15 protein-coding genes and 3 pseudogenes are annotated in these 16,055 nt (G+C 59.3%); 10 read left to right on the top strand and 8 right to left on the bottom strand.

The window, feature by feature from the left end; genetic code table 11:
* Positions 1 to 220 precede the first annotated feature (220 nt).
* The gene (locus tag QOL84_RS23220; protein WP_129395616.1) at positions 221 to 1,516 is read left to right on the top strand and encodes an NCS2 family permease; all 1,296 of its coding nucleotides are present in this window, start codon (positions 221 to 223) and stop codon (positions 1,514 to 1,516) included.
* On the top strand, positions 1,513 to 2,592 hold the full coding sequence (gene trmA, locus QOL84_RS23225) for a tRNA (uridine(54)-C5)-methyltransferase TrmA (RefSeq protein WP_283438745.1): 1,080 nt from the start codon (positions 1,513 to 1,515) through the stop codon (positions 2,590 to 2,592). The genes QOL84_RS23220 and trmA overlap by 4 nt, the downstream gene beginning before the upstream one ends.
* Before the next feature lie 55 nt (positions 2,593 to 2,647).
* On the opposite strand, the gene QOL84_RS23230 is transcribed toward trmA, so the two are convergent.
* Positions 2,648 to 3,094 (bottom strand): DUF2442 domain-containing protein, encoded by a 447-nt coding sequence (locus QOL84_RS23230; protein ID WP_283438746.1) that lies wholly within the window; start codon positions 3,092 to 3,094, stop codon positions 2,648 to 2,650.
* Complete coding sequence (locus QOL84_RS23235) at positions 3,091 to 3,519, bottom strand: DUF4160 domain-containing protein (RefSeq protein ID WP_283438747.1); 429 nt, start codon at positions 3,517 to 3,519, stop codon at positions 3,091 to 3,093. Before QOL84_RS23235 ends, QOL84_RS23230 begins: the two co-directional genes overlap by 4 nt.
* Positions 3,520 to 3,848: 329 nt before the next feature.
* Here QOL84_RS23235 and aroQ point away from each other — a divergent pair, with 329 nt between their 5' ends.
* Together aroQ and QOL84_RS23245 are read left to right on the top strand one after the other, a co-directional pair.
* Positions 3,849 to 4,289 (top strand): type II 3-dehydroquinate dehydratase, encoded by a 441-nt coding sequence (aroQ, locus tag QOL84_RS23240; RefSeq protein WP_008084592.1) that lies wholly within the window; start codon positions 3,849 to 3,851, stop codon positions 4,287 to 4,289.
* 5 nt (positions 4,290 to 4,294) lie between these two features.
* On the top strand, positions 4,295 to 5,149 hold the full coding sequence (locus tag QOL84_RS23245; RefSeq protein WP_283438748.1) for a shikimate dehydrogenase: 855 nt from the start codon (positions 4,295 to 4,297) through the stop codon (positions 5,147 to 5,149).
* Between the two features lie 78 nt (positions 5,150 to 5,227).
* Here the strand turns inward: QOL84_RS23245 and QOL84_RS23250 are convergent, their stop codons facing one another.
* Positions 5,228 to 5,905, bottom strand: a complete 678-nt coding sequence (locus QOL84_RS23250; RefSeq protein ID WP_283438749.1) for a TetR/AcrR family transcriptional regulator — start codon at positions 5,903 to 5,905, stop codon at positions 5,228 to 5,230.
* Between the two features lie 101 nt (positions 5,906 to 6,006).
* Positions 6,007 to 7,908: a 3-dehydroshikimate dehydratase QuiC gene (gene quiC / locus QOL84_RS23255; protein WP_283438750.1), complete on the bottom strand. Its 1,902-nt coding sequence runs from the start codon at positions 7,906 to 7,908 to the stop codon at positions 6,007 to 6,009.
* A gap of 339 nt (positions 7,909 to 8,247) precedes the next feature.
* On the opposite strand from quiC, the gene QOL84_RS23260 reads away from it, so the two are divergent.
* Positions 8,248 to 9,585 carry an MFS transporter gene (locus tag QOL84_RS23260; protein ID WP_283438751.1) on the top strand — a complete coding sequence of 446 codons (1,338 nt, stop codon included), beginning with the start codon at positions 8,248 to 8,250 and terminating at the stop codon, positions 9,583 to 9,585.
* A gap of 111 nt (positions 9,586 to 9,696) precedes the next feature.
* Here the strand turns inward: QOL84_RS23260 and QOL84_RS23265 are convergent, their stop codons facing one another.
* From QOL84_RS23265 to QOL84_RS23280, 4 genes and pseudogenes are all read right to left on the bottom strand, one after another.
* Positions 9,697 to 10,575, bottom strand: a complete 879-nt coding sequence (locus QOL84_RS23265; protein WP_283438752.1) for a DMT family transporter — start codon at positions 10,573 to 10,575, stop codon at positions 9,697 to 9,699.
* 109 nt (positions 10,576 to 10,684) lie between these two features.
* Positions 10,685 to 10,796 (bottom strand): annotated as a pseudogene (locus QOL84_RS23270) (sugar phosphate isomerase/epimerase); the annotation flags it as partial.
* Positions 10,797 to 10,815: 19 nt separating this feature from the next.
* Positions 10,816 to 10,911 (bottom strand): annotated as a pseudogene (locus QOL84_RS23275) (hypothetical protein); the annotation flags it as partial.
* A gap of 123 nt (positions 10,912 to 11,034) precedes the next feature.
* Complete coding sequence (locus QOL84_RS23280; protein ID WP_283438753.1) at positions 11,035 to 11,811, bottom strand: IclR family transcriptional regulator; 777 nt, start codon at positions 11,809 to 11,811, stop codon at positions 11,035 to 11,037.
* A gap of 192 nt (positions 11,812 to 12,003) precedes the next feature.
* Here QOL84_RS23280 and QOL84_RS23285 point away from each other — a divergent pair.
* The 5 genes and pseudogenes from QOL84_RS23285 to QOL84_RS23305 all read left to right on the top strand — a co-directional run.
* Positions 12,004 to 12,219: pseudogene (locus QOL84_RS23285) on the top strand (FAD-binding protein); the annotation flags it as partial.
* Positions 12,203 to 13,036, top strand: coding sequence for an aldo/keto reductase (locus QOL84_RS23290; protein WP_283438754.1), 834 nt, complete (start codon positions 12,203 to 12,205; stop codon positions 13,034 to 13,036). The pseudogene QOL84_RS23285 and the gene QOL84_RS23290, both read left to right, overlap by 17 nt.
* A 146-nt stretch (positions 13,037 to 13,182) precedes the next feature.
* Positions 13,183 to 14,028, top strand: a complete 846-nt coding sequence (gene ypfJ / locus QOL84_RS23295) for a KPN_02809 family neutral zinc metallopeptidase (protein WP_283438755.1) — start codon at positions 13,183 to 13,185, stop codon at positions 14,026 to 14,028.
* A 120-nt stretch (positions 14,029 to 14,148) separates the two neighbouring features.
* Entirely contained in the window at positions 14,149 to 15,036 is an 888-nt protein-coding gene (gene ypfJ / locus QOL84_RS23300; RefSeq protein ID WP_129395626.1) for a KPN_02809 family neutral zinc metallopeptidase, read from the top strand.
* Positions 15,037 to 15,987: an alpha/beta fold hydrolase gene (locus QOL84_RS23305; protein ID WP_283438756.1), complete on the top strand. Its 951-nt coding sequence runs from the start codon at positions 15,037 to 15,039 to the stop codon at positions 15,985 to 15,987. It abuts the gene before it with no gap.
* Positions 15,988 to 16,055 lie beyond the last annotated feature (68 nt).

Genomic DNA, 16,055 nt, shown 5'->3' on the forward strand with positions numbered 1-16,055 from the left:
TTGACGCCCATCATGCCCCTCCCCCCAAAACAGGCGCGCAGTATGGCGCACTTCGCCTGACTGCAAAACATCGCCGACGATCGCAGCCAATCCCCCACGCTGCTGGTATGATGCGCGGCTTTTTCCGGCCCACCACAATTTTCCAGGCGCTTGCGACGGTCTGTGCTTTGCTGTTGAGGTCGATACATTCACGGCGCTACGCGCGCCACGGGGAGCAGACATGCTGGAAAGGCTGTTTCAACTCAAGGCACACAACACCAACGTGCGCACCGAGATTCTGGCGGGCATCACGACTTTCTTGGCCATGGCCTACATTCTGTTCGTCAACCCGAGCATCCTCGGCGAGACCGGCATGGACAAGGGCGCGGTGTTTGTCGCCACCTGTCTGGCCGCCGCGATCGGTTCGACGATCATGGGCCTGATCGCCAACTACCCGATCGCCCTGGCACCGGGCATGGGTCTGAACGCCTTCTTCACCTACACCGTCGTCCTGCACATGGGTCATACCTGGCAAGTGGCGCTGGGCGCGGTGTTCATCTCGGCCGTGTGCTTCTTCCTGCTGTCGATCTTCCGCATCCGTGAATGGATCATCAACAGTATTCCGCTGCCGCTGCGCTCGGCGATTGCTGCCGGTATCGGTCTGTTCCTGGCGCTGATCGCCCTGCACAACGCCGGCATCGTGGTCAGCAACCCTGCGACCATGGTCGGCCTTGGTGACCTGAAACAACCGGCACCGATCCTCGCCACCCTCGGTTTCGCCCTGATCGTTGCTCTCGAAGCGCTGAAAGTGCGCGGCGCGGTACTGATCGGCATTCTGGCAGTGACCATCACCTCCATCGCGATGGGCTTCACCCCGTTTGGCGGCGTGACTTCGATGCCACCGTCGCTGGCCCCGACCTTCATGCAGCTGGACATCAAAGGCGCACTGGACATCGGTCTGGTCAGCGTGATTTTCGCCTTCCTGTTCGTCGACCTGTTCGACAACTCCGGCACCCTGATCGGCGTCGCCAAGCGCGCCGGCCTGATGGGCAAGGACGGCCACATGCCGAAAATGGGGCGCGCGCTGATCGCCGACAGCACCGCGGCCATGGCCGGTTCGCTGCTGGGTACTTCGACCACCACCAGCTACATCGAATCCGCTGCCGGCGTCAGTGCTGGCGGGCGTACCGGTCTGACGGCCATCGTGGTGGCGATCCTGTTCCTGCTGGCGCTGTTCTTCTCGCCACTGGCAGCCAGCGTTCCGCCATTCGCCACGGCACCGGCACTGCTGTTCGTCGCCGTGTTGATGACATCCGGCCTGGCGGAAATAGACTGGGACGACATCACCGTTGCCGCGCCGGTAGTCGTGACCGCGCTGGCCATGCCGTTCACTTACTCGATCGCCAACGGCATCGCGTTCGGTTTCATTTCCTGGACCGTGATCAAATTGCTGTCGGGGCGTGCCCGTGAGCTGAACCCGGCGCTGGTGATTCTGTCGATTCTGTTCGTGATCAAGTTGGGTTGGTTCAACGCATGACATTTGATTCCCAGGCTTACGCCGAACAACTCGAAGCCAAGGTCACGCGTTTGCGTGATCTGCTGGCGCCGTTCGATGCCCCCGAGCCGACCGTGTTCGACTCGCCGCTGCAGAACTTCCGCCTGCGCGCCGAATTCCGCCTGTGGCGCGAGGGTGGCGATCGGCATTACGCGATGTTCGCTCAGGACGACAAACGCACGCCGATCCTGATTGAAGAGTTCCCGATTGCCAGCCTGCGCATCAATCAGTTGATGCCGCAGCTCAAGGCTGCGTGGCAGGCCAGTTCGGCACTGAGCCACAAGTTGTTTCAGGTCGAGTTTCTGACCACGCTGTCCGGCGACGCGATGATCACCCTGTGCTATCACCGTCCGCTGGACGAACACTGGCATGCAGCAGCCACCAAGCTGGCGGCGGATCTCGGCGTCAGCATCATCGGGCGCTCGAAGGGCAAACGCGAAGTGCTTGGCCTCGATTACGTGGTCGAGAAACTAGAAGTCGGCGGTCGTACCTTCAGCTATCGCCAACCGGAAGGCGCGTTCACCCAGCCTAACGGCACAGTGAACCAGAAGATGCTGAACTGGGCGTACGAAGCGCTCGGCGATCGCCCTGACGATCTGCTGGAGCTGTATTGCGGCAACGGCAACTTCACCCTGCCGCTCGCCACCCGCGTGCGCAAAGTGCTGGCCACGGAAATCAGCAAGACCTCGGTCAACGCGGCACTGAGCAACCTTAGCGAAAACGCTGTGGATAACGTCACTCTCGTGCGTTTGTCCGCCGAAGAGTTGACCGAAGCGCTCAACGAAGTGCGCCCGTTCCGTCGCCTGCAAGGCATCGACCTGAAGAGCTACGAGTTCGGCAGCGTCTTCGTCGACCCGCCACGTGCCGGCATGGACCCGGACACCTGCGAGCTGACCCGGCGTTTCGACAACATCCTGTACATCTCCTGCAACCCGGAAACCCTCGCGGCGAACATCGCCCAGTTGCACGACACGCACCGCATTACCAAATGCGCATTGTTCGACCAGTTCCCGTGGACGCATCACATGGAATCGGGTGTGTTGCTGACCCGGCGCTGAGTGCTGGCAGCGAATACGAGAAAGCCGTCGTGATTGACGGCTTTTTTGTGGGTGCTTACAAAGCAGGATCGACCTTGCGTGGGCGCCCGCCCTTTTTGCCGTTCGCCCGCGCGGCTGCAGACTTTGCCGCGCTGCTCTGACGGCCGTTGCGCGAAGCCACTACCGAAGCGGCCATCAGCATCAATGACGGGCTCGCTGAAATCATTCCGGCGATGGACACATCGAGATCCTTGCCTTCGTGGCAAAGCACAGTGCCCGCGAATCCGACTGTCAGGTGCTTGTAATCGTCGGCATTGAATCCGCTGAACTCCGGATAACGATCCGCCGGGAGCAACACACCGCTGCCGTCTTCAAAATGGATGATCAGCGATGGATCTTCAAATGTCACAGAGACAGCCTGCAGGCTGCTTGAGCGGCGCTCCTCTCCACGCTTGATGGCTGCATCGATCATTTCTTCCGTCAGCGAATTGCGCGCGGGAGGCTTCGCCTTGATGATTTTCATAAATCGATTTCCACTCCTTCCAATGCGCCTACCAATGTCAGAAGGGTCTTGCCCTCGTCTGGCAGATAACGCGCCGATCCCACTCTATAGGTCGTGTCAGTGACGAGTTTCATCCCCAGCACTTCGTTTGATTTGCTGTCCCACAACTGATTGTCGAGACAGACAGTTTGCAATTTCGACCACCAGATCCCGCGTGCTCGTCGCAGATGAGCAGGCTGCTCAAGGGACCGACACAAGCCTTCCAGCACGGCCAAGGGTGGTCGACGAGAAAGCGGCACGACGTCCCAAAGCTCAATATCGTTGCACCAGAAACTGAACTGCAATCGAGCACTCCAACTGCCCGCGTTCACGTGAACGTGAGGTGGGCAATGTTCATCTCGCAGCATGATGACAATCGACAATCCCTTGTAGCTGCACACCTTCATGCTAACCCATCCGTTAGGTTAATAAGTTTCAGGATTCGATATTCCTTTCAAATCCGACAACTGGTGATCAAGCACGCGACGTGCCTCACTGCTTTGAGGCTAGCGTCGGCGTAGGCGAATAGCTGACCAATTTTCAGGAAAAAACGTAAGCAAAGCTGTCGTTACATCTAGATCAGGACCGAACCTGGAACTTGCTTCTGTGCGATAACCGAACATAAAACGCCAAGGCTATTTTTGTTCAATTGACCATGGTAACCATCTAGTACATTTTATCTCCACAGGCCGAAACCTCTGGCCAAAGCCAAAAACAATAAGTGGAGTTACCCCTCATGCCCCCTATCGTTCTGGTGCTCAACGGCCCGAACCTGAACCTGCTCGGCACCCGTGAACCGGCGACTTACGGTCACGAAACCCTGGCCGACATTTCCGCCCTGTGTGGTCGCGCCGCGGAAGAATTCGGCCTGGCCGTGGAGTTTCGCCAGACCAATCACGAAGGCGAACTGCTCGACTGGATTCACGCTGCCCGTGGCCGTTGCGCCGGGATCGTGATCAATCCGGCCGCGTGGACGCACACTTCCGTCGCCATTCGCGACGCGCTGGTGGCCAGTGAATTGCCGGTGATTGAAGTGCACCTGTCCAACGTGCATGCGCGCGAACCGTTTCGTCATCACTCGTTTGTCTCGGCGATTGCCACAGCGGTGATGGCCGGGTTCGGCAGCCATGGTTATCGCCTGGCACTGGAACATTTCAGTCAGCGGCTGAAGGGGTGAATCACATGTCTCGCTATAACGTGATACTCGCCGGGCTGATCGGCGCCGGCATTCAGGCCTCGCGCACGCCGGCCCTGCATGAACACGAAGGTGATGCGCAGGGCATGCGTTACCTGTATCGATTGATCGATCTGGATCAGTTGCACATGGACAGCACTGCCCTGCCCGACCTGCTGCTGGCGGCCGAGCGGATGAATTACACCGGGTTGAACATCACGTTCCCGTGCAAGCAGGCGATCATTCCTTTGCTCGATGAATTGTCACCGGAAGCGCGAGGTATCGGTGCGGTCAACACGGTGGTGCTCAAGGACGGCAAACGTATCGGCCATAACACCGATTGCCTGGGATTCGCCGAGGGTTTTCGCCGTGGCCTGAAAGACGCTGCCCGTGATCGCGTGGTCCAGATGGGGGCCGGTGGTGCTGGCGCGGCAGTGGCCCACGCGTTGTTGAGCGAAGGCGTACAGCAACTGAGCATTTTCGACGTCGACAGTGAGCGCGCTGAAAGTCTGGCGAACAACCTGAATCAGCATTTCGGTTTTGGTCGCGCGGTGGCCGGTCGGGATCTGCCGAGCACGCTGAATCTAGCGGATGGTCTGGTCAACACCACGCCAATGGGCATGGCCAAACTGCCGGGCATGCCGGTGCCGGTCGAGCTGTTACGCAAGGAGTTGTGGGTGGCGGAGATTGTGTATTTCCCGCTGGAGACCGAACTGCTGCGCAACGCCCGCGCACTCGGTTGCCGGACGCTGGATGGCGGCAACATGGCGGTGTTTCAGGCGGTGAAGGCGTTTGAGCTGTTCAGCGGCGTGGTGCCGGATGCGCAGCGGATGCTCGCGCATTTTCAAAGCATGAAGGGTTGAAGATCAAAAGATCGCAGCCTTCGGCAGCTCCTACAGTTATTGGTGTAGGCGTTGCCGAAGGCTGCGATCTTTTGATTGTCAGGCTTGCAGGTAGCGCAGCACTGATTCGCAAATCATCTCGCGATGCCGCTGTTTGATGCCTTCATCCGGCAGATCGATCTGGAAGATCTCGCCAAATGTGTGCCGGTTCGACACGCGATAGAAGCAGAACGAGCTGATCAGCAGATGCACATCCAGCGCATCCAGCCCGGCGCGGAATACACCTTCTTCAGCGCCACGCCGCAGAATTTCGCTCAGCGAATCAAGGATGGTGTTGTTCATCGCCTTGATCGCATCGGAACGCTTCACGAATTCGGCGTTGTGGATATTTTCGATGCTGACGATGCGCACGAAATCGACGTTGCGATCGTGGTGATCGAAGGTGAATTCGACCAATCGGCGAATCGCGTCCACTGGTGCCAACTCGGCCAGGTGCAGACGGTTTTCGGTGCTGCGGATTTCCCCGTAGAGCTTTTCCAGCACCTCGACGTACAACTGCTCCTTACTGCCGAAGTAGTAATAGATCATGCGCTTGGAGGTGTGGATACGCTCGGCGATCGCGTCGACGCGGGCACCGGACAAACCCTGCTGAACGAACTCGACGATCGCCTCCTGCAGGATGTTCTCGCGGGTCTTCTCCGGATTGTTCTTGCGACTCTTGCGCGGCTCTACGGCGGACACTTCAGTAGCTGCGGTAAGTTCTGTATTCATCGTCATTGCGGGCTCACGGCCATCACTGCACAGGCGGCGATTATGGGCCGCGCAGCACAGTGAAGGAAGCCGCACGGCCCGTGTTTAATCCCGCGTTTACGAATTTCCTACAACTTCGCCTGGCGAACGGCGCCACTGCGTGATTTGGCCATCGCCGCCAGACGCACCGCCACATTCGCCGCACCGTAACCGGCATAGCCATTCTTGCGCTGGATGATCTCGAAGAAAAAACGCCCTTCGAACGGCTCGGTGTAGACGTGGAACAGCTCGCCGCCCTGCGCGTCGCGGTCGTACAAGACGTTGTAATACGCCAGTTCGCTGAGGAATTCATCATCGAAATCGAAGCGCGCTGCGAGGTCGTCGTAATAGTTCAGCGGGATATCCAGCAGCGGCACGCCGGCTTCTTTGGCACGACTGACTTCGGCGAAGATGTCATCACAATCGAAGGCGATGTGATGCACCCCCGAGCCGCGATAACTCGAGAGCGCGTGAGAAATCGCGGTGTTGCGGTTCTCGGAAATGTTCAGCGGCAAACGGATCGAGCTGTCGCGGCTACGTAGCGCACGACTCTTCACCAGCCCGTATGGATCCGGCAGTACCACTTCATCGTCGGCTTCGAAATCCAGCAGGCTCTTGTAGAACAGCACCCAACTGTCGAGGCTGTCGGCGGGCAGCGCCATGGCCATGTGGTCGATGCGTTTGAGGCCGCCGCGGGCCGGCGCATCCGTCAGCAGATTGAAATCGGTGCCATAGACGTCGGCCTGTTCATCGACCAGATAAATCAGGCTACCGTCGGGTGCGCGCACCGCCGCCAGTTCCAGCTCGTTGGGGCCGACCAGTCCGCGATAGGGCTGACCTTTGTAAGCCACGGCGCGGGCCAAGGCACTGGCGCTGTCGTTGACCCGCACAGCGGTGGCGCAGAGCGACGGGCCGTGCGCTTCGAAAAAGCTGTGCGCGAAAGAATAAGGCTCGGAGTTGAGGATCAGGTTGATATCGCCCTGACGCAGCAGGCTCACGCTCTTGGAACGATGCTGCCCGGCCTTGACGAAACCAAGGCGCTCCAGCCAATGACTGAGTTTGGCACCGAGCGCTTCGTCGACGGCGAATTCGAGAAACTCGATGCCGTTGTACTCGCTGGCCTTCGGCGTTTCGAAAAGGATTTCGCGATTGACCACAGGCGGCGCTTCCTGCTCCAGACGCTGGCGAGTCTTCTCTTCCAGATACAGCAGCGAACGCAAACCGTCGGCAGCATTCGCCCGTGGCGGCGCAGCGCGGAAGCCGTCATTGAAGATTTCCAGCGACAGCGGCCCGGTGTAGCCGCTCTGGATGATCGGCGCAAGGAAGCCTGGCAGATCGAATTCACCCTGCCCCGGGAAGCAGCGGAAATGCCGGCTCCACTCCAGCACATCCATCTGCAGAATCGGCGCGTCGGCCATTTGCACGAAGAAAATCTTCTCGCCAGGAATGTCGGCGATGGCGCGGGGATCGCCCTTCAACGACAAGGTATGAAAGCTGTCGAGCAACACGCCGAGGCTCGGGTGATCGGCTTGACGCACGATGTCCCAGACCTGTTGATAAGTATTCACGTGACGGCCCCACGCCAGCGCTTCATAACCAATGCGCAAGCCGCGTGCGCCGGCATGCTCAGCCAGCAGGCGCAGGTCATCGACTAGAATTTGTTGATCGCCGACGCTGTCGGCCGAAGCGTTGCTGCAGACCAGCACCAGGTCGGTGCCCAACTCCTGCATCAGGTCGAATTTGCGTTCGGCGCGCTCCAGATTGCGCGCCAGCCGATCGCGGCGGCAGCCTTCGAAGTCGCGGAACGGCTGGAACAGCGTGATGGCGATGCCGAGATCGGCGCACATCTGTTTAATTTCCCGTGGACTGCCGTCGTAGTACAGGAGGTCGTTTTCGAAAATCTCCACCCCGTCGAACCCGGCGGCGGCGATGGCTTCGAGTTTTTCCGGCAGGGTGCCGCTCAAGGAAACGGTGGCAATGGAACGCTGCATGCTTCAACTCCCGGACTGCGCCGCTTTAATGTAGGAGCTGCCGCAGGCTGCGATCTTTTGATCTTGAAAAAGCAAAGATCGCAGCCTTCGGCAGCTCCTGCATGGGGTGGTTTTTATAGTGGGGAAATTATTGGCTGCATCGAGCGTGGCAGCAATTTAAAGTGTACTACCCGGTTAGTTTTGCGTGCGATTATCGAACACAATGGCCGTTTGGCGAATTGACGATTTTTCGTCCACTGCCCAACATCGGCTGCACATTGAGTCCGGATCTGAACCACCGGTCGCAGCGTGCACAGAAAAAAGCACACCAAATAACAAATCCAAAAACGGGTGGAACACATGATTCCTTCACAGACTTCCCGCATGGCCCCGGCCATGAGCACTGCCACGGGTGGCATCGGCGACAAGATCCGCGGCGCCATGGCGGTCGGCAAAACCCGTTGGGGCATGCTGGCGCTGGTGTTTTTCGCCACTACTCTGAACTACATCGACCGCGCCGCCCTCGGCGTCATGCAGCCGATCCTCGCCAAGGAAATGAGCTGGACGGCGATGGATTACGCCAACATCAATTTCTGGTTTCAGGTCGGCTACGCGATCGGTTTCGTCCTTCAAGGCCGCTTGATCGACCGGGTCGGCGTCAAACGCGTGTTCTTCTGCGCCGTGCTGCTCTGGAGCCTGGCCACCGGTGCTCACGGCCTGGCAACGTCAGCCGTTGGCTTCATGGTCTGCCGGTTCATCCTCGGTCTGACGGAAGCGGCGAACTACCCGGCCTGCGTGAAAACCACGCGCCTGTGGTTCCCCGCCGGCGAACGTGCGGTCGCCACCGGCATCTTCAACGCCGGCACCAACGTTGGCGCAATGTTCACGCCGATGCTGTTGCCGCTGATCCTCCACGTCTGGGGCTGGCAGGCGGCGTTCCTGTGCATGTCGGCACTGGGCGGCATCTGGTTGCTGTTCTGGGGCTTGAAGTATTTCAACCCGGAAGATCATCCGAGCGTTAAACAGTCCGAACTGGACTACATCCAGAAAGAAGTCGAACCGGAACAGGCCCGCGTGCCGTTCACGAGGATCCTGCGCATGCGTGGCACCTGGGCGTTCGCCATCGCCTACGCGCTGACCGCGCCGGTATTCTGGTTCTACCTGTACTGGCTGCCACCGTTCCTCAATCAGCAATACAACCTGGGCATCAACGTCACCCAGATGGGTATTCCGCTGATCATCATCTACGTGACGGCTGACTTCGGTAGCGTCGGTGGCGGGATTCTGTCTTCGTTCCTGATCGGTCGCGGGATGAACTCGATCAAGGCGCGGCTGCTGTCGATGTTCCTGTTTGCCTGCTGCATCATCGGCGTGATCATGGCGGCTGGCTCGGCCAATCTGTGGGTCGCAGTGGCGGCGATTTCCCTGGCCATTGGTGCGCATCAGGCCTGGACGGCGAACATCTGGAGCCTGGTGATGGACTACACGCCCAAGCACATGATGAGCACGGTGTTCGGTTTCGGCGGCATGTGCGCAGCGATCGGCGGGATGTTCATGACCCAGATCGTCGGCCATATCCTTACCGTTACCAGTAACAACTACACCGTGTTGTTCACCCTGATCCCGGCGATGTACTTCATTGCGCTGACGTGGATGTACTTCATGGCCCCGCGCAAGATCCCGACCATCACCGAATAAACCCATGTAGGAGCTGCGGCACGCTGCGATCTTTTGATCTTGATGTTGAAGATCAAAAGATCGCAGCCTCGTTTCACTCGTCAGCTCCTACACAGGGGTTTGTGTGCCCTCTCAGCGGCGGCTTTGCTGCCACGCTGCTGCCAATCCGCTGCAACAGATCACTGCGATACCGATGATCGTCAACAGACTCGGCGTGTGATTGAACAGCAGCCAGCCCAACAACCCCGCAAACACGATCTGGCAATAACCGAACGGTGCCAGCAGCGCCGGCGCGGCATGGCGGAACGCCTGGGTCAGAAACAAATGCGCGGTCATCCCGCAACTGCCCAGCGCCAGCATCAACCCGGCATGGGTCAACGTCGGCACCTGCCAGAAGAACGGCACCAGCGCACTCATCACCAACGTGTTGCAAAGCCCGGCGAAAAAGTTACTGGTGGTCGGGCTGTCGATCTCGGCAAGCTTGCGCGTGAGCAACTGATAGAAGCAGAAAAACAGCGCCGAGCAGAATGGCAACAACACCGCCGGGGTGAACAAATCACCACCCGGATGAACGATGATCAACACACCGATGAAGCCGCAGATCACCGCGACCCATTGACCTCGGGTGACTCTTTCCTTAAGCAACGGCACCGACAATGCGGTGACCAATACCGGCGCAAGAAAGTTGACCGCCGTGGCTTCTGCCAGCGGGATGTACAACAACGCCGTGGTGAAAAACAGGCTGGTGCCAAGCAGGCACAGTGCTCGGGTCAACTGCCATAAAGGCTTCTTGGTACGTAGGGCGCGCAACCCAGACTGCGGCAGAAAAATTCCCGCCATCAATAACGTATGCACCAGATAACGCGCCCAGACGACCATTACGATCGGGTAGAAACCGGAGAGGTATTTCGACAGTGCGTCGTGACTGGAGAACAGGAAAGTTGCCACGACAATCAGCAAGATCCCTTTGAAGGGCTGGTTGACACCGGAGAGCGGGGTGCTGACGGTCATGGGTTATCTCAAATTGAAAAACAATACTGTGGCGAGGGAGCTTGCTCCCGCTGAGGCCGCGTAGCGGTCGCCGATTTTGGAAGCGCTGTGCAGTCCCAGCGGGAGCAAGCTCCCTCGCCGGGAAACCGCCGCTCGTTGCGCGCCTGACGCAAGATCTCGGCCATGTCTGACGGTCTCGGCCCCGCCACATCACATAACTGCGCATAACGCGAGGTTGCGGGCATCGGTCCACGGCATGAAGCACAACGTCGCTTCAGTGAGGGTTTGCAGATGCCGATAATGTTGCTGGCCCATATTGCCGGCACCGATCAGGGCGATTCGAAGGGGCGAATTCAAGGCGCGATCCTCTGGTGATTGTTGTTGGAATATCACTTCATCAACAATTTAGAACCGAGTTCCAGAATCTAAAACCCAACAATCGCAAAACCGTGCGAACACCGCACAACTTCATCCGGCGGATTAGATGAACAGTTCGGAGGCCAGGCTGGCTGCGGATAATTCTTCGCTGAATGTCAGCAACAACGGCGCCAGCTCATGCAGACGTGCGCCAGGCATGCGCGCACTGGGGCCGGCGATACTGAGCACGCCAATCACTCGGCCATTCCCGGGATGCCTGACCACCGCCGCAATCGCCGAAGTGCCGACCGCCGAGCTCTCCTCGACACAGGCGTAACCCTGTTCGCGGGCGAGACGCAGACGTTCGAGCAATTCGATATTGGAGCGCGGCGCATTCGGCCCGACGCCTACCGGGACTTCAGCGGCCTGAGGCTCAACCATCGACAGCGCCTCGGCGTCGCTCATGCACGCCAGCCAAGCATGCCCGGAGGCGGTGTAGAACAGCGGCGCGTCGCGGCCCATGTCCGGGTCATAACGCAGACCGGTGCGCGCGCCCTGCGCCTTGGCAATCCAGGTCTGGCGCTCGCCGTCGATTACGCCCAGGCGCACCAGTTCGCCGGTTTCCTGCGCCAGTCGATCAAGCACTGGCTGGACGATGTCGGCGCCGCTGCTCGACAGATATTGAAAGCCCATCGCGACCAGTTTTGTCGACAGGTGATAGCGCAGGGTTTCCGGATTCTGCCGGACATAACCCAGGCGCATCAGTTCGGCGAGCAAGCGGTGCGTGGCACTTTTGGGGATATCCAGTCGCTCGGCCAGGGTCTGCATCGGCAGCCCGCGCGGATCACTGGTGAGGCTTTCCAGCACACTGAAAACCCGTTCGATTTGACTACCGGCCATGGGGAGATCCGAATGAAATTTCAGCGATTCTAGAAGACATCGGCGGCAAAGCGAAATCTGGAACCGCCTGCGCGATAACCGCCCGCTTTGTTGGAACAAGGCTTGTCGAGCAGTGCCGACGCTGGGTATTTTCTGGAATCAAATTCCGAAAACACCCCATCGCTAAAGCGTTGTAGATGTCTGCCGAACTTCAAGGTCACCCCGCACGCGCAAGTGCTCGACGCCAACGAGCAAGCCATCGCCGGCCTCTACGCAGCGGGTGGCGACATGGCCAGCATCATGGGTGGCCATTACCCGGCGGGCGGCATCAACCTCGGCCCGGCACTGACATTCGGTTACATCGCCGCCCGGCATATCGCCGGCATTACTGCTTTCGAACAGGAGATCGACCATGCAGCACATCGTTAACGCCCAGGGTTTGAACATGCCGAAACTCGGTCTCGGCACCTGGCCGATGCTCGGCGACGAATGCACCCGTGCCGTGGAGCAGGCGCTGGAACTGGGTTACCGACACATCGATACGGCAGCGGCCTACAACAATGAAGACGCGGTCGGACAAGCACTGGCGAATACGCCGACACCGCGCGAGCAGATTCACCTGACTACCAAAGTCTGGTGGGATCAGTTGCAACCCGACGCGATGCGCCACTCCATGGAACGCAGCCTCAAGGCCTTGCGCAGCGACTACGTCGATCTGTTCATGATTCACTGGCCAACCACCGATTGGGACCTGCCGCGCACACTCGACACCTTGGCCTGGTTCAAGGAACAAGGTCTGACGCGCAACATCGGCGTGGCGAATTTTCCTCTGCCGTTATTGCGCAAAGTTGTCGAGGAATACGGCATCGGTCTGTCGGCCATTCAGGTCGAGTACCACGTTCTGCTCGGACAAAACGCCCTGCTCGATTACGCCCGGCAACACAATATGGCGCTGACGGCCTATACACCGCTGGCGCGCAACAAGGTTTCACACATCGCCGAAATCCAGCAGATTGCCGCCAAGCATGGCGTACTGCCGACCCAGGTCGCACTGAAATGGCTGCTTGATCAAAGCAATGTTGCTGCGATCCCCAAGGCGAGCAGCGCCAGCAACCAAAGCGCCAATCTGGCGGCACTTGAGGTCAATCTGGATGATCAGGACCGCGCGCTGATTGCCAGTCTGTCCAAGCGTGAGCGACAGGTCAGCCCGGACTTCGCGCCAGTGTGGGATGCATTCGACCAGTGAGTGGGAAAAGGCTGATGACTCACATCGAAACGGCAGATTCGAGAAGGGTCTTACGCGCCCTTACATTTATGCCCAGCAGATTCTGACGCGCGCGGTTATTCATAGGCGAGGTGACTTACACCCCCAACCTATGAAGGAACGCCAACATGCTATGGAACAGAGCGAGACGCAGCGACAACGTCAATGACACGCGAGAGGGCAAGGATGCCCGTAAACAAACAGGAAAAACGATCGCTGCCGGCCTGGCAGCTGTCACCCTCACGGGCGCGGCACTCTACGCGTCATACGACACCGGGCCAAAACCGATCCTGATGGATGACGCGAGCCAATACGCTTCGTCCGCCGACGCTGCGCAACTCGGCTTTATCGAGTCGATACTCGGTGACACCGAAGACACCTGGACGCTGCTGTTTGCCCAAACCGCACGCCATTACCCCTCCCCGACACTGACGCTGTTCAGTGATAGCGTGGTCTCCGCTTGCGGTGCCGCCGACAGTTCGATCGGCCCTTTCTATTGCCCGGCCAACCAACAAATCTATCTCGACCCGCAGTTCTTCGAGCTGATGGCCGAGCGCTTTTCCGCAGTCGGCGACTTCGCCCAGGCTTATATCATCGCGCACGAAGTCGGCCATCATGTGCAGGTTGAACTGGGCATGTCCGCGCCGTTTGAAACCGCCCTCTCGGCCCGACAACCGGTGATTGGCGATTCGGGCCTCGGAGTGCGCAGCGAATTGCAGGCCGATTGCCTCGCCGGGGTCTGGGCGTACCATGCGCAACAGCGCCTGGCCTGGCTGGAACCGGGCGACATCGAAGAAGCCTTGAATGCCGCCACCGTGTTCGGTGACGACCATCTGCAGCGTGCACAAAACCGCGCGGTTCGGCCGGAGACCTTCAGCCACGGCACCTCACAGCAACGCACACAATGGTTCACAGCCGGATTCGATAGCGGCCGGATTGATGCGTGCGATACCTTCAACGCTGCGCCGCTGTAAGCTGTCGAACAGGCAATGTTGCTCAGAACCGTCGTCAATAACGATGGTCTGACGACCGGACTGGCGCCACTCCCACGCACCAGCAACACTCATCACCAGATTCATTCAGAGGATTCCCACATGCTATGGAAAAAAGGCCGACGCAGTGACAACGTCGTCGATGCCCGTGGTGATGATGCCGGCGGTGGCGGCGGCATGCGCTTCGGTGGTGGCAAAGGCCTGAGCCTGGGGGCCATCCTGCTGATCGTCGGTATCGGCTGGATCACCGGGCAGGACCCGTTGCAGATCCTCGGCCAGCTCACCGGGCAAACGTCTCAACAAGCGGCACCGACTTCGCAAACCCGTCAGGCGCCACCGGCCAACGATGAACAGGCAGAATTCGTCCGTTCGATCCTCGGCGATACCGAAGACACCTGGGGCGCGATTTTCCAGCAGGCCGGTCGCCAATATAAGGATCCGACCCTCGTGCTGTTCAGCAACCGGGTCAATTCCGCCTGCGGCCTGGCGACGTCTGCCACCGGCCCGTTCTACTGCCCGGCCGACCAGAAGGTCTATCTGGACATGGCGTTCTTCCAGGAAATGTCGCAACGCTTCAAGGCCGCCGGTGATTTCGCCCAGGCCTACGTGATCGCTCACGAAGTCGGACACCATGTGCAGACGCTGCTCGGTGTCTCGGCGAAAATTCAGACAGCTCGCCAGCAAGGCCGGCAGATGGAAGGCGCCGGCGGTTTGCTCGTGCGTCAGGAACTGCAAGCCGATTGCCTCGCCGGTGTCTGGGCGTATAACGCGCAGAAGCGTTTGAACTGGCTGGAACCAGGCGACATCGAAGAAGCCTTGAACGCGGCCAACGCCATCGGTGATGATCGCCTGCAACAACAGGGTCAGGGGCGTGTGGTGCCGGACTCGTTTACCCACGGTACGTCGGCGCAAAGGGTGCGCTGGTTCAAAACCGGATTCGCGCAGGGCCAGGTCGGCCAGTGCGACACCTTTGCGGCGAAAAACCTGTAAATGCATAAATGGCTTCTGGCTTTACTGATCGTTGGCAGCACCGCACAGGCTGCCGGTGTCGACGCAATCAGCCCCGGGCGTTTGCAATTCAAGGCCGGGGAGATGGCGGTGGGCATTGGTCCTGCGCCGGAGAAAATCGAGCGGGTGCTGATCGTCATTCATGGCCGTTTGCGCAACTCGGAAACCTATCGCAAAAGCGCCGAGAGCGCGGCTGAACTGGCCGGGCAAAGTGCGCACACGCTGGTGATCGCGCCGCAATTTCTCAATGAAAGCGATGTCGCCCTGTACTCGCTACCGGCGACATTGCTGCGCTGGCAAGGCAACGCATGGATGGGCGGTGGATTATCCACAGGGCCGAATCCGTTGAGTTCCTATGCGGCACTGGACGAAATCGTTGCGCGGATCAGCGATCGCAAACAGTTTCCCGACGTGAAGCAGATCGTGATTTTCGGGCATTCCGGTGGCGGCCAAGTGGTCCAGCGCTACGCCCTGCTCGCCAAGGACCAGCCGGCGCTGAAGGCCAACGGCATTCGTTTGCGCTACGTGGTGGCCAATCCGTCCTCCTATGCGTACTTCAATGAACAGCGACCGGTGGCGTTCGATCACGCCAAATGTGCAGGTTTCAATCGCTGGAAGTACGGTCTGTCAGACATGCCGGTGTATGCCGGCGGGCAAACGCCGTTGCAGCTTGAGAGCAGCTACGTCAAACGCGAGGTGATTTATCTGCTTGGGCAGCAGGATATTGACCCCAATCATCCAGCGCTGGACAAGCGTTGTGAAGCCGAAACGCAGGGCGCGTATCGCCTGGAGCGTGGGAAATTTTACTTCGGCTATTTGCTGCGCCGACATCCGGAAGGGGTCAATCAGCGCCTGGTGGAAGTGCCCGGGGTTGGGCATAACGGCGATGGCATGCTGACCTCTCCGGAGGGGCAGAAGGCGTTGTTTGAATAGTTAGAAGCAAAAGATCGCAGCCTGCGGCAGCTCCTACATTTGTCCCGTGTAGGAGCTGCCGCAGGCTG

This window comes from Pseudomonas helmanticensis (assembly GCF_900182985.1).
GTDB lineage: Bacteria > Pseudomonadota > Gammaproteobacteria > Pseudomonadales > Pseudomonadaceae > Aquipseudomonas > Aquipseudomonas helmanticensis.

Coding starts and splice junctions, on each gene's coding strand:
- QOL84_RS23220 (WP_129395616.1), top strand. CDS start 221: ATGCTGGAAAGGCTGTTTCAACTCAAGGCACACAACACCAACGTGCGC.
- trmA (WP_283438745.1), top strand. CDS start 1,513: ATGACATTTGATTCCCAGGCTTACGCCGAACAACTCGAAGCCAAGGTC.
- QOL84_RS23230 (WP_283438746.1), bottom strand. CDS start 3,094: ATGAAAATCATCAAGGCGAAGCCTCCCGCGCGCAATTCGCTGACGGAA.
- QOL84_RS23235 (WP_283438747.1), bottom strand. CDS start 3,519: ATGAAGGTGTGCAGCTACAAGGGATTGTCGATTGTCATCATGCTGCGA.
- aroQ (WP_008084592.1), top strand. CDS start 3,849: ATGCCCCCTATCGTTCTGGTGCTCAACGGCCCGAACCTGAACCTGCTC.
- QOL84_RS23245 (WP_283438748.1), top strand. CDS start 4,295: ATGTCTCGCTATAACGTGATACTCGCCGGGCTGATCGGCGCCGGCATT.
- QOL84_RS23250 (WP_283438749.1), bottom strand. CDS start 5,905: ATGACGATGAATACAGAACTTACCGCAGCTACTGAAGTGTCCGCCGTA.
- quiC (WP_283438750.1), bottom strand. CDS start 7,908: ATGCAGCGTTCCATTGCCACCGTTTCCTTGAGCGGCACCCTGCCGGAA.
- QOL84_RS23260 (WP_283438751.1), top strand. CDS start 8,248: ATGATTCCTTCACAGACTTCCCGCATGGCCCCGGCCATGAGCACTGCC.
- QOL84_RS23265 (WP_283438752.1), bottom strand. CDS start 10,575: ATGACCGTCAGCACCCCGCTCTCCGGTGTCAACCAGCCCTTCAAAGGG.
- QOL84_RS23280 (WP_283438753.1), bottom strand. CDS start 11,811: ATGGCCGGTAGTCAAATCGAACGGGTTTTCAGTGTGCTGGAAAGCCTC.
- QOL84_RS23290 (WP_283438754.1), top strand. CDS start 12,203: ATGCAGCACATCGTTAACGCCCAGGGTTTGAACATGCCGAAACTCGGT.
- ypfJ (WP_283438755.1), top strand. CDS start 13,183: ATGCTATGGAACAGAGCGAGACGCAGCGACAACGTCAATGACACGCGA.
- ypfJ (WP_129395626.1), top strand. CDS start 14,149: ATGCTATGGAAAAAAGGCCGACGCAGTGACAACGTCGTCGATGCCCGT.
- QOL84_RS23305 (WP_283438756.1), top strand. CDS start 15,037: ATGCATAAATGGCTTCTGGCTTTACTGATCGTTGGCAGCACCGCACAG.